Source organism: Flammeovirga sp. EKP202 (genome assembly GCF_014534745.1).
In the GTDB taxonomy this organism is placed as follows: domain Bacteria; phylum Bacteroidota; class Bacteroidia; order Cytophagales; family Flammeovirgaceae; genus Flammeovirga.
The window spans coordinates 46,132-58,260 of the sequence record NZ_JACVVP010000029.1 but is presented as its reverse complement, the minus strand read 5'-3'; the positions used below and the strand labels follow the sequence as shown (position 1 = coordinate 58,260).

The 12,129-nt window shown below is 33.9% G+C and carries 14 protein-coding genes; all 14 read right to left on the bottom strand.

The features are described from left to right. Window positions 1-127: 127 nt before the first annotated feature. Window positions 128-973, bottom strand: a complete 846-nt coding sequence (locus IC221_RS17610) for a hypothetical protein (RefSeq protein ID WP_188170232.1) — start codon at window positions 971-973, stop codon at window positions 128-130. A gap of 204 nt (window positions 974-1,177) precedes the next feature. After that, window positions 1,178-1,846 (bottom strand): hypothetical protein, encoded by a 669-nt coding sequence (locus IC221_RS17605; protein WP_188170231.1) that lies wholly within the window; start codon window positions 1,844-1,846, stop codon window positions 1,178-1,180. 28 nt (window positions 1,847-1,874) lie between these two features. Then, window positions 1,875-2,741 (bottom strand): hypothetical protein, encoded by an 867-nt coding sequence (locus IC221_RS17600; RefSeq protein WP_188170230.1) that lies wholly within the window; start codon window positions 2,739-2,741, stop codon window positions 1,875-1,877. A gap of 27 nt (window positions 2,742-2,768) precedes the next feature. After that, complete coding sequence (locus tag IC221_RS17595; RefSeq protein ID WP_188170229.1) at window positions 2,769-3,941, bottom strand: hypothetical protein; 1,173 nt, start codon at window positions 3,939-3,941, stop codon at window positions 2,769-2,771. A 21-nt stretch (window positions 3,942-3,962) separates the two neighbouring features. Next, window positions 3,963-7,733, bottom strand: coding sequence for an SNF2-related protein (locus tag IC221_RS17590; RefSeq protein WP_188170228.1), 3,771 nt, complete (start codon window positions 7,731-7,733; stop codon window positions 3,963-3,965). Beyond that, a complete protein-coding gene (locus IC221_RS17585; protein WP_188170227.1) occupies window positions 7,720-8,217 on the bottom strand; it encodes a hypothetical protein in 498 nt (165 codons plus the stop codon). Before IC221_RS17585 ends, IC221_RS17590 begins: the two co-directional genes overlap by 14 nt. Then, window positions 8,210-8,407, bottom strand: coding sequence for a hypothetical protein (locus IC221_RS17580; protein WP_188170226.1), 198 nt, complete (start codon window positions 8,405-8,407; stop codon window positions 8,210-8,212). Before IC221_RS17580 ends, IC221_RS17585 begins: the two co-directional genes overlap by 8 nt. Then, complete coding sequence (locus tag IC221_RS17575; RefSeq protein WP_188170225.1) at window positions 8,404-9,168, bottom strand: N-6 DNA methylase; 765 nt, start codon at window positions 9,166-9,168, stop codon at window positions 8,404-8,406. Before IC221_RS17575 ends, IC221_RS17580 begins: the two co-directional genes overlap by 4 nt. Before the next feature lie 360 nt (window positions 9,169-9,528). Continuing rightward, window positions 9,529-9,819, bottom strand: a complete 291-nt coding sequence (locus tag IC221_RS17570) for a hypothetical protein (protein WP_188170224.1) — start codon at window positions 9,817-9,819, stop codon at window positions 9,529-9,531. Further along, entirely contained in the window at window positions 9,816-10,475 is a 660-nt protein-coding gene (locus IC221_RS17565; RefSeq protein ID WP_188170223.1) for a glycoside hydrolase family 108 protein, read from the bottom strand. Before IC221_RS17565 ends, IC221_RS17570 begins: the two co-directional genes overlap by 4 nt. 19 nt (window positions 10,476-10,494) lie before the next feature. Then, window positions 10,495-10,920, bottom strand: coding sequence for a peptidoglycan-binding protein (locus tag IC221_RS17560; protein ID WP_188170222.1), 426 nt, complete (start codon window positions 10,918-10,920; stop codon window positions 10,495-10,497). Between the two features lie 3 nt (window positions 10,921-10,923). After that, the gene (locus IC221_RS17555; protein WP_188170221.1) at window positions 10,924-11,733 is read right to left on the bottom strand and encodes a hypothetical protein; all 810 of its coding nucleotides are present in this window, start codon (window positions 11,731-11,733) and stop codon (window positions 10,924-10,926) included. A gap of 9 nt (window positions 11,734-11,742) precedes the next feature. Continuing rightward, window positions 11,743-11,934, bottom strand: coding sequence for a hypothetical protein (locus tag IC221_RS17550; protein ID WP_188170220.1), 192 nt, complete (start codon window positions 11,932-11,934; stop codon window positions 11,743-11,745). Window positions 11,935-11,946: 12 nt separating this feature from the next. Next, the gene (locus tag IC221_RS17545) at window positions 11,947-12,129 is read right to left on the bottom strand and encodes a hypothetical protein (protein ID WP_188170219.1); all 183 of its coding nucleotides are present in this window, start codon (window positions 12,127-12,129) and stop codon (window positions 11,947-11,949) included.

The following is a 12,129-nucleotide window of genomic DNA, read 5'->3' as shown; positions in this document are numbered from 1 at the left end:
TGAAATGAAATTACAGCTAGTATAAAAAGCTTATGGTATACCCACCACTAATATCTTTAAGGTATATAAGGGAAAAGAAAACTGCTAATGGGTATTTTCGAGGTATATGGAAAAGAAATAATTATTTTTATTTATTATAACTGTCAGAAGGCCGTTCTGTAAATACTGTAAACAAACGGTCAGTCTTTACTTTTAATGATTGTATGGTCTTATCCCCATAAAATACTGTTTCAGAATTAATATCATCATCTGTATCTATTAAAAGTGATATGATTAATTTATTAAAACTACCTTTTAATAAATGTTTGTTTGATTCCTTCAAATCATTAATACCAAAATCCGAAATAATTTTGGTATAGACTTTATCAATATTTTTTTGAGGTTCTCTAGTAACTAGTGTTTTAGTATCCTCTGATATCATTACATCATACAAAAATACCTCAGAATTATATTTCAAATCAGATTTCATTTTAATCAGGAGGGTTGTATCCAAATAACTTTTAGGTTTTACAACAAAGTCAAAATCACTATTTGTTACCTTATAATTTTCGAATTTTATATCTTTGATCTTTGTATAAATACCATTAATTAACATTGGTTTGTTACCTACATTTTTTATTCGAAAATCAATATTAAGCTTAATATCATAAGAGATACTAAATACTCCTGCTCTATTGGAACTTATAAGTTTTATATTATCAACAAAAACTCTTTTTACATCTAATTTTTTTAATGAAACTTCGTGTTTAGGAGGAAAAAGAGTTGACTTTATAAGAGGTACAGTTAAGCCCATTACAGAAAATAAAGCTATTAGTAATGCAAGCAGAACTTGTATCTTATAAATTTTATTAAAATGGTTTTGATAACTTCCACAGTGAAAGCATTTCCTTGCATGAGCATCAATAAGTTCATTGCAATCAATACATTTTTTCACTTGCTTATCAGGAGATTGTTCTATGAGAGTGTTATTCATAAATAGAAAGTTTTAGTTCAGTTGCTTGCTATAATGAATATAGCAATGTTTGTTTGACTGGAAAAATGACAACCATCAATATTTGAGGTTTACAATTAATAAAAAACAAAAAGCCCAACTCTAAAATAGAGGAGGGCTTAACTGCTTAACGATTCATACTCAATATTATAACATCAGTTACAATTATCAAAATCGTGCAATGTGTTATTTTGAAATTATTGAAAAAGCATCTTTGATTTTTACATTTTCATTACTTGAAACAATCTCAAACTTCCATTTTTTCTTACCCAAAAACCATTTCCGTTCCCAATAGGAAATAATTTCAACAGGAGCCAAAACACTATATTCAATTTGAGCGGTCTTAGTCGAATCCCACAAGACCTTAAGATCCATGAATTTATCTTTATGAGTAATAGCATTATAAACTTTTACTGTATCTACCCCTATTTTGATTACCGTATCTGTAATTGATAAATTCTCAACTCTTTCGTTAACATTGAGAGAGATTTGATAAGCACTTTCCAGGTTCTGATATTTTTTCTTTAGGTTTTCAAATTTTGAGAGCCATTGAAATTCCTTTTGATCGTACATCTCTTTCATTGTACTTTTAGATAGTTTCAATGCTTCAATTTGGTAGGTTAAATCACCATTTATATTAGTATAAGTTTCTAACTTTTGCTCCTTTCCTTCTAACAGCTTTTCAAATGCTTTAACCTTTTCTCTTTCTTCTTGCAGTTTATCTATTTTATAGATGCAAAAACAGAGTAGAAAAGTGGAAAATAGAATGAGGATTGTTTCTAATCCATGTGCTTTGAATTTGGGCCAGATATAGTTCTTTGCCTTTATTAAAATTGGTTTAATGAATGACATCATTTGTTTGTTGATTTTGGGTTATTACTATTTATTTTCTTCTTTTTGATTTTTTAGGTAGAGCTTCATCTACAATCTTTTTATTATGAATATCATAATAGATCGCCTCCCCATCTGAGTATCTATTCTTTTCACAATATGCTACTCCCGGAACATCGCATTGAATGACACATTGGGCATCATATTCACTCATGGTTCCCCCTCTTGCTGTTCCTGCTGTGGTAGATTGAAAAATGACTAAGAAGAAGGTATTAGGGTATTTTTTTCTGAGGTAGTCAAAATCATCCTGTTTTGTTCCTTTGATCTTTGAAAAACTGTCAATGGCGACTACATCAAACTTTTGAGCAGCTTCTTCCAAATCTTTAATACCATTGGGAGTATCTGATACGATGTAGGTATTTCTTTGAGCATGTGAAGAGATATGTTTGTCTCTCATATTTGAGATCAACTTACTGTCTCCAGCCATTTCCAATGAAAAGAAGCAAACACTATAACCTGCAATACCGAATGCATTCATAATCTGAAACAGAAGGGTAGATTTTCCTGCTCCCTTTTGGCCTCTGAGCACTAAAGCATATTCTTTCCTTTCCACATTTTCTAAGAAGTCACCAACGATTGTAGGTAATTGAATCAGATTTGTAGAAGGTCTTGTTTTATCAATACGGATAGCACCAAGACTGCCTACTGATTTCTTATTCTCCTGAATAGTTACTTTTTTCCTTACAGCTGTTTTTTTTCTTGGTGAAGCGGTTTTTGAAACACTTTTCTTGATTGCTTTCGGGTAATGCTTTTTAATTTCCTGTTCTATGATTCTGAGAGAAATATTATCATCATACTTTAATGCCTGCTGATATATTTTTTTAATATCAGCAGGAACTTTTCTTAAATCTATGTTCATCTGTTAGCTTTTGATTAGAGTTTCAGATTAGTTTAACTGGGTGTTACAATTACAGATACCATTTAAACCATTCAATTCTTGTTTGGAAATAGAAACCTTACCTCCATTTTCTATGGCCTTTATCAATGATTTTTTAGCGTTGTGAACTTCTTTATAGTAAATGTCTCCTTCACATACTTTCCCTTTAGAAAGGGCCGATTCAAATGCATTACGAAGTGTTTCAAGCCTTTTTATATTACCTAAAAAATCACCGCCTTCAACTGTAATAAATCGTTTCAAAAGCCTCACAGAAGTCCTGATTGATGTTTGGTTGGTTAGTTTGAGTATTGTTTCTTCAAAATCATTCTTAACATAAATCTGAGCGAGATCCTGTTCTTTCTCCAAGTCGTTAATTACTTTAGTAAGAGCTGAGTGGATAGTATTGATTGTTTCTTTGTAAGGGCTGTTTTTATCAATCTTTTTCTCAGTGATTGCTCTTTCAAAAGCTCTGAACAGAGAAAGAAACTGCTTTTTATTTTTCTCTTTACCAATAAATGTTTTGAACCTTCTGATCAGTTTTAAATCATCAGAGAATGCAAACACGAGCGTTCTATTTTTATTAGAACAGGCAGGAGTACTTTTCTTTTTGGGAGTAACACTTTTTTTAGCAGTACTTTTACCTTTCTTCTGTTTTAAATAATCAGATTCTATGTAAAAATATTTTATCTCACCATCAAATGAATCAATGGAAAAGTAGGTATCATGAAAAGTAAAATCACTTGCTTTATTTAATTCTAACCAAGATCCTTCCTTATTATACAACTGAGACAATTGTACTGAATTAGTTTGTACATGAAGAATTTTTCTCTTTCCTGATAAATTAGGAGCAAGAGTATCACAATATAAATAGTGATTGATATTATTCTTTAACCATTGTTTCAACTGTGAAAGATTCTTTGGAGTATCTGCAGACTTCACATTTTTGCTTTCTCCTTTCTTCTTGCTTGGCGAAGGTGCAGATGATTTAATTTTCTTCTCAAAAAGAAAGTTAAGAGCATCCAGTGACTCATCCACCATAGATTTGATTTCCTTATCATCGTCATATAATGACTTGGAATCATCAATCAGTTCAATGGCTTCTGTCAGGCCATTGTCATCGATTAGAGATTTATGCTTTTTATAAAGTTCCTGGTAGTTTTTTAAGTTAGCTTTTACTGACATTTTTATAAAAGGTTAATAGGTTTATTCTTGCTCTAATTGAAGCTTTTTCATTCTGATACGAACAATTTTAAGTTTAGCCCTCGCTTTCACTTTAATTATGTTCGCCTTTTTCTCTGCCTCAATTTTCTTTTTAATCTCAGCAACAGAAATACTGCTAGAATCATTTTCCTTACTTTTAGTGGCAGGTGTTATTTTAATTTTCCTCTTATTCTCCACCGTTGGTATATCACATTTAGAATGATCAATATCTGCGAAAGAATAAGACAATACATAGTTGAGGTCTGAAAACTCCTTGGCTCTTCCTTCAGGGGTTGCACCATCGATATTCATGGTTTCTTTATACTCTCGTATTTTTTCTATTACCTCATTGAAGTAGTCAGGAGATGTAAGCGTTTTTCTCAGTGTTTCCTTTGTCGTTATATCTTTCTCCACAGATTCAACAATCTTTTCAAGATCATCCTCCTCGCTGAATCCTCTTTTCTCAATAACAGATCTTACCGTAGATTGATAGACTTTCATATTGTCCCGGAACCTGTCTATGTAATACATACCAGTCACCTGACCATTTGCCGACTTCAGTCTGCGAGAAAATTTCAAAAGTATTTTATCCTCAATACTTGTAGCATCATTTTCATCAAGGTTCAATTCACTAAGCTCATTGAAAAGGTTCATGTGCCTTAACGCTTCATCATACGCTCTTTTTGACGTATTACCGTAGGTCCTGTTTTTGAAATCCTCATAATCTTTATACGGTTTTTTCAAATAATGCCTTTGTGAAAAGCTTGACTTCATTCTTAAAAAGTCAGCAAAAACAGTATCTCTATCATCGTTGAGCCTACTTTTCAAAGCACTGAATTCACTAAGAGATTTTTTCGTTTCATAAAGTGAGGAAATTTCACCTTCAACGTCCATTAACTCAGTTTTGATCTCATGATCTGCTAATACTTTCAAATCAGTGATCAAGGCCATTTTCACTTCCTGCGGATCTAATGACTCCTCATCAAGAACATTCTTTCTGTCCCCTCTTGCCCAAAGTGTATTGATTCTTGATGTTTTCTCTTCCAGCTTCTGAAAAATGAAAACATCCATAGAGTTCTCCATCAAAGGCATTACTAAACGAACAATACCGTACTTATTACCTTGTCTGTAAATCCTGCCGTTGAGCTGCTGAACACCTGTGGAGTTCCAATCAGGGAGACAGTTGATCAAAACGGTACCATATTTTTGAAGATTAATACCTTCTTTGATTGTAGAACTGCCAATGATGACCTTTATTTCTCCAGCCTGAAAAGCATTCTTAATCTTTTCTTTTTTGTTAGTAGTCGTACTTCCTGTTATGATTTCAACCTCAGAAACTGTACCTCCAGTATTAGATTTAACTTTGTCTTTGTAACCACATTCCTGAATCAAATACTGTTTTACTAATTCAAAGTAATCTTTTCCTCTATCGATATAAATCACTACCCCAGAAATATGCTCATTTCTTTTTACATGGTAATCACGAACTGATTTAGCACATAAACAGGCATACTTAATTTTTGGTGAGTCATTGACAAATTGTGTGGCGGTTAGTTGACTAGGAGGTGTTTTTTCAAATACATGAGGAGACAACGCATTATTAATCGATTGTCCCATCATTCTGAGAATAGCACCCGTATCATCCTTCGGAGCATTATTAGCAGCTGCAACAATCGCTAATTGATTCTGATCCTGTCTTTCGGTCATGGAGATATAAGTAACCTTCTGTTCTTTTGTCGGTAACTTTACCGCTTCTCCATTCACCATTTTAGTGGTTAGAGGAAGATTTATCTTACATGGCCTTGGCACATTCGCTTCATCACCCGTTTTGTAGTTGATGTTATTGTAAAGCAATTTCCCTAACACAAGCATGTTATTGAAGCTTTTGACAACTACTTTTTTATCTAAGGAACCGTTAGGTTTTACAACAGTCTCGAAAGTCTCATCAATGAATGTTTCAAAAAATCTATTAAGGTTAAATAGATTCATGTCGTTCAAATTTTCTCGAGCAACATAACTTAGCATTGAGAAAACTTCCAGCGGGGAGTTGTTGAAAGGGGTTGCTGTAAGCAGCATAATATTTCCTTTGAACTTCTGCTGTATATAATTGGTGACAAAGAATAGCTGTCTTGCTCTTTGACTGCCTGTACTGCCACTGAAGTTGAAACGTTTAGCACTTTCTCCATCATCTTTTTTTACATCACCAAATAAGTTTTTGAAGTTGTGAGCTTCATCCACTACAACATAATCAAAACCTAGTGTATCAATGTTGCAAACAGTATCGAATGTAGATTCACTGATTTCATTATCTATCGATTCTCTCCTTTGCTGGTCCCTTCTTTGTTGCCCCTTGGATGGAACCAAACCTATAAGTTTTTCATAGCTAGAATTTTCTTTTTTCAAATCATGAAAATCCTGCTCTAATATGTTGCTTATTTCATTCACAAAGTCACCTTCAAGACTTGGAGAGAAACCTATCTTTTTAAGCCCTTCAAATGTTACTAATGTGATAGTATTATCATCAACAACTGTATCGAAATCAATAGCATTCTCCTGACAAATCTTATTGTTCAGGTTGTACCATTCATTGATCTTGATACCCGTTCCGGAAAGCACACCTTTTAATTTTTTTCCATTGTCATCCACCTTACCAAACATTTCTGAAATCCAGTTGGAGTACGTTGGGTTAGGAACTATGATTAAAGGCTTTTTACACCTTCCCTGTTGCATTGCAGATGCTATTTGAGATATTGCTGTAATGGTCTTTCCTACCCCAACATCAAATGCAATAATCCCCGATTTCTTGATGTCCATAAAGGCTACACCATCTCTTTGTGCAGGTCTTAAAGAGAATTGGAACCCATGAAATGAATCAGATACTTCTAATGCAATAGGAACTTTCTTCGAGATAATATCACAGTAACCGTTGAACTGTTCATTCCAAAGACGATCTAACTTCATTCGTTCATTGACTGAGATTCCTTCATGCAGAAATTTCGCATAGAGCTTCTCTCCTTCTTCAACAGCTTTCATCTTATCTCTTTCAAAAACCTTTTTATCCATATCCCTTGGCTTTCTGGCACCTTGGAGATAATAGAGATTAATGAACTGACCTGACATATTTCTTGGCAGTTCATCTTCAGAAAGATGAAGCAAATACATTTCAAAAGCGGTAGAAAGTGCTGTAGGTTCCTCCAAGTACAATCCTAAGTCATCATTGTATTCCGAAATAAGATGTTCCTGTGAGAATTTACTGATAGCTTTCAATATTGGTCTATCAGCAATACTTTTATTGAAAAATGAAAGTGCTTTGGGTTTAAATTTGTTGATGACACGAATATGATTTTCGTAAGCGTTTTCACCATATTTACTAATAATATCCTCTTTGATCGCTTTTACTTCACGTTCTAAAGCGTATAAATTCTTTGAAAGAAAAATAGCTAATGGCTGAGGGTATTCCACCCCTTTCTTGATAAATAAAACACCATTTTTCACAAATTGACTGATCTCTTTATCTGTCAATGAAAAGTGATTGTAAACCTTTGATTTCTTCCAATTTTTAAATGGAAGGCCCATTTTATGCTGATACCAATTATAGGCTTTAATTTCGTCTATGGTTAAGTCTGGGTTCCATTTTTCGACCATTTGGTCAAAAGACTTTGCCAAATCAGAACTGACACTACCTAACCCTTGTAAATTAACTTTACTGATATTCTTTATTAGGTTCTTTGTCTGCTGATCTAGTTTTCCAGTATATCTATTAATGAGTGTCATTTGTGTTTTTTAATCTGATTTCGAGTAGTTGTTTTCTGATACGAATGATTTTTATTTTCGCCTTAGCTTTAGCTATTATTATTTCTTTTTCAGTTTTATATTTTAAACGGTTTTTGAAATATTCAACTACTTCTTTTTTACCCCCTTTCACCATAAAAGGAAAAAATAAGCTTGTAGTCCTGATTGTCTCCCCGATTATTTTATCAGGGTTGATTTCAAAATAGTTTGAGCATTGAGACAATTCCTTAAAAGTCAGTTTAGCATTACTGAATTGACTTGAAAGGCCTTCGATTATTTTCTGATCAACTTCGCTTATTTCTTCAGGAGGTTTTCTTCCATAGTTGTAATACTCAAAATTCTCTTTGTTCAGTCTTTGAGTAATATCACTTGCGGATAATCCAGCCTTAATCAGTTCATTTTTATTCCTGGTGGAAACTAAATGATAGTAATGTGACCTTGCTCTATAAAATGCATTTCTATTCATGTTCGAAATTCAGTTGCATAACCGCTTCACTCAACGATAAATTTTCATTAGCTATCATACTAATGACTCTGCTTTCAATAAACTTATACCCTTCTTTCGATGATAATTGAGCCTTTAATAAACTTTTAAGTTTACTTTCGTTGGCTTTTAGAAAATTGTAGATTTCATCTCTTATCGATTTCTCTGTCATTTCTTTCTAAGGATTATAATATCAGTTGGAACTTTTGTTGTATCAAATATGGAAGGTAATCTATAGGCATCTTCCAGCGTACATTTACTGTCTAATATGCTTTTTAAACCGTTCAGATTATTGTTGTTTGAAAGGAAAGCTGAAGCGGTGAGTATCACCATCAAACCATCTTTTTTCAGAAGGTCCAATGACTTAAGAATGAAAAAACCATCCAAAGTGATTTTCTTTATTCCTAGCTTTTTAAGCTCATTGCGAAAGTATATCGAGTACTTGTTTTTGTGTTCAGGACCATAGGGCGGATTCGTCATAATCAGATCAAATGGGTAACCTTTTAAATTACTGGTACCTGATTTCAGTCTGCTTCTTCTATGTGTTTCTAAAAAAGTCTCTTCGAAGTACCCTAAAAAATGATTTGAATTGGGGAATAAAGCTTTACCAACTGCATGATTCTTTTCATCCCTTTCCACTAAGTACAGTTTGGAATGACTTTCCGTAGGAAAATATTCTAGCAAACGACCTGTTCCGGAAGAAGGGTCCAGCACATTTCCTCCTTGGTAACCATGTTTAACAGCCAGTTTGTACATGATTTCACTAATAAAAAAAGGAGTGAAATATTCATATAAATTATATTCTCCTGACTCTTTTTCTCTAGGTGGATTATAATTTTTAAGGAAACCAATTTGGTCCTTAGTAAGTTGATAATTCTCAACTTTGACCAAGTCATCAACCAGTGAGTTATATTTCGCTTCAGCTTTCATCATTAACCGATAATGTACTTTTTCACTTTCTTGTTGTTTGATGTTACTTTTTTCAAAGTACCATTTAAAGGCTTTGTACTTTTCTTTTCAGATGGGCCAATTTTTACAAATAAATTCAACATTGTTATTAGGTCTTTTTTTACAATAATATTTAAGGTTTCAACACATTCAACAGAAAAAATGATGACGTAGTTTTTTAAAATTCATTCCTCTCTCATCCCGTTTTTGATTACATATAAGGCATCCAGTAATAGAGTGAAAATGTACTGTCCTTCCATTTTCAGATGTATTATCAAACAGGTAAAGAGGATAAATTGAAATAAAACAGATTAAATTGAGGAATAGATTCATATTACTGCTCTGTTATTGTCCTACTTTAGTCAATTTCAATCCCTTCTTTTCCAGCTCATCAACAAAGTTCTGCATCTTCTTTTTATAGAGGCCTCTTCGATCATAATCATAAAAGATATGTCCAGCTGCGGTACCAAACAGCATAGGAAGGTTTGATTTTGCACCAAAAGCCTTCCCTACTGCTTGACCTAACACACCACCGAACACAGAGTATAATGCACGCTCTGTGTCTGGTGCTATGCGATGCTTACCATCGTCAATTACTTCAATATCAGGTTCAATTACTTTTTGGTCTTTGATCATGATAAATTATTGTAATACTGATAGAATAGATAAGCTCCTACACCTACCATTACCAAAGTCGATGTAGTTACTAATGTCTTGTTGTTCATTGCTGTATCGTATACATATGAGTAAGCACGTTTCAGCCAACCTTTTAAAAATTTTGACTGGTTAGGATAAGTAGCTCTATGCTTATAGTAAGCTACTCTCTCATTCGTATAACTTTGAAACAATGACTGCTGATTAACGGAGTTGATGGACTTCAATGTAATTGGACCAATAGCCCCATCCACAGATAGTTTTTGACCAAATTGTTCATTGAGTACTCTTTGAAGTACCTTTACCGCATTTCCTCCGGCATTCACACCAAAGTCAAAGATCAAACCTGCTACATTGGCATCTTTTACATGCTGTAAATTTCTTCTTAACCAGAACTGTTTATAGTAGAAACCTTTCACCACTTGATCAAGGTCTGCATTGTTGATTCTATAATTCCAAGGTAAACGCCCTCCTTTCTTTCGCTTCTCAAAGTCAACAATTTTCCACCCTTCCCAATTTGGATGATATTTACGAGCTACACCCATGTAAGTCTCTCCCCCAATATCACCTGATACTTTGGCATAATAGCCCTCATGAGTGATTGTTTTCGGGTAGATTTTGTTAAAAACTGCATCCATTTTTATAGTGATTTTCAGGTTATAATAAATCAGATAGTTTGGTGGTTGTAATACCCACCTTTACGAGTAGTTCAGCATATTCCTGCACTGTAACTTCTGTATCATAGCCAAGCTCATTGACTGCTTTTTGGGTTCCTGAGCCGAAAATTCCATCTGCACCGCCAGTAGTTCTTACATGAAAGGATGCTGTAGTATTACCACTCTTCATTATGGCTTCTTGAAGCAATTTTACTTCATTGCCCCTGCTCCCAAATCGAAGTGGGAAATTTCTAGCCTGAGTAATGGGTACAATATCCTTATTCTCCTTTGTGTCGAAAGAAAAGTTACTGTCAGAAGAATAGGATGGTTGAGGTAGTTGTGGTGTTACAGGTTTACTTTTTGAGCTGCTTCCAAATAATGTATAAGCTGCCACTCCTGCACCGATTAATAAAATTAGGTTGTTCATTTTTTATACGAAATAGTTCATAATCAATATCTTTTCCTTATCAGACATTTGTCGTGAGGCTCCAGATGATAACTGTTTTTGTGTTTCTGCTGCACTTTGCTCAATTATCTCAGCACCATCTACCCAAACGTTATAAGGTTTACCTCCAATCATCACTGATACCTGTTTGAAACCTTTGTATTGCTTACCAGTCAAAGGCCCTAAATGAGTATCATTTTTCAGATGAATTATTTTTTCTCTCCCATAGGAAAAACCAGGCAGATATACATCGGAAACAGTCTTGAAAAGAGGCTCCCCGTTCCAGCTATTCACTTTAGCATAAGTTGTTGCTGATTTATCTGTGTTGATTTTCACGGGAGACGGTTTCAGGTAAATAATTGAATCTATTTCCTTCTTTTCATCGACATCAAGCTCTTTTGATAAATCAGTAGAAAGGGATCTGTTATACAGCTTTTTATACATTGCGGTCACTAGACTGAAAGGCACACCCCTTAGTTTCATCAGCTTTAAAGCTCCTTTAATTGATTCCTCATCTGTGTTGGACATGAATGTAAAAACAGGATTACCCCATGTATGCAACGAATTGTAAATAGTAGTTGCAATACGAACGGCCTGACCTTCTTTAGAGTCTACACCATAAGCATTGTTGGCCTCCTGTTCATCTTTGTTCTTTTTCCAACGGTCAAAAGCAAAGTAAGCTACTCCTAAAGCTCCAATGGTACCAATGGTTCCCATTATGGTATATTTATTCTCGCTGATGACTTCTTTTGCCTTACTGACGCCTTTATTTACTGTTGTTGCCGCTATTAACATTTTACTAGCTTAATGAAACACTAACATTCTGGATTGAAAGCCATAGTATGCTGTGGAGGTTTGAAAAGTAGTATTTATCGTTTCCTCAAAAATTTGAGTTTCTTTCAAAGCATTCATTTTCGGAGAATGAAAATCCTGTCTCTGTCTCCATTTTTTCGCTGAATCTTTTTTTGATAATTTATTTGAACTTTCTTTTCTCATCTCCTGACTTTATTAGATAAATGTGTGGAACTTTTTAATCTTCTGATTAATGCCTTTTTTATTGGCCTTAGTTGCTAAAAGCTTCATATTATCTACTGTGATGGTTTCAGCAAACACTTGAAGACAATTGGCAGCTTCAGCAATTTCCTTATCTGTAGTTCCTGTGAGAGTTAGTGTAACTTGTGATTTTTTCAT

What these genes read in the sequence shown, in the direction of transcription:
- IC221_RS17610 (WP_188170232.1), bottom strand. Translation starts at nt 973, where the DNA reads ATGAATAACACTCTCATAGAACAATCTCCTGATAAGCAAGTGAAAAAA.
- IC221_RS17605 (WP_188170231.1), bottom strand. Translation starts at nt 1,846, where the DNA reads ATGATGTCATTCATTAAACCAATTTTAATAAAGGCAAAGAACTATATC.
- IC221_RS17600 (WP_188170230.1), bottom strand. Translation starts at nt 2,741, where the DNA reads ATGAACATAGATTTAAGAAAAGTTCCTGCTGATATTAAAAAAATATAT.
- IC221_RS17595 (WP_188170229.1), bottom strand. Translation starts at nt 3,941, where the DNA reads ATGTCAGTAAAAGCTAACTTAAAAAACTACCAGGAACTTTATAAAAAG.
- IC221_RS17590 (WP_188170228.1), bottom strand. Translation starts at nt 7,733, where the DNA reads ATGACACTCATTAATAGATATACTGGAAAACTAGATCAGCAGACAAAG.
- IC221_RS17585 (WP_188170227.1), bottom strand. Translation starts at nt 8,217, where the DNA reads ATGAATAGAAATGCATTTTATAGAGCAAGGTCACATTACTATCATTTA.
- IC221_RS17580 (WP_188170226.1), bottom strand. Translation starts at nt 8,407, where the DNA reads ATGACAGAGAAATCGATAAGAGATGAAATCTACAATTTTCTAAAAGCC.
- IC221_RS17575 (WP_188170225.1), bottom strand. Translation starts at nt 9,168, where the DNA reads ATGATGAAAGCTGAAGCGAAATATAACTCACTGGTTGATGACTTGGTC.
- IC221_RS17570 (WP_188170224.1), bottom strand. Translation starts at nt 9,819, where the DNA reads ATGATCAAAGACCAAAAAGTAATTGAACCTGATATTGAAGTAATTGAC.
- IC221_RS17565 (WP_188170223.1), bottom strand. Translation starts at nt 10,475, where the DNA reads ATGGATGCAGTTTTTAACAAAATCTACCCGAAAACAATCACTCATGAG.
- IC221_RS17560 (WP_188170222.1), bottom strand. Translation starts at nt 10,920, where the DNA reads ATGAACAACCTAATTTTATTAATCGGTGCAGGAGTGGCAGCTTATACA.
- IC221_RS17555 (WP_188170221.1), bottom strand. Translation starts at nt 11,733, where the DNA reads ATGTTAATAGCGGCAACAACAGTAAATAAAGGCGTCAGTAAGGCAAAA.
- IC221_RS17550 (WP_188170220.1), bottom strand. Translation starts at nt 11,934, where the DNA reads ATGAGAAAAGAAAGTTCAAATAAATTATCAAAAAAAGATTCAGCGAAA.
- IC221_RS17545 (WP_188170219.1), bottom strand. Translation starts at nt 12,129, where the DNA reads ATGAAAAAATCACAAGTTACACTAACTCTCACAGGAACTACAGATAAG.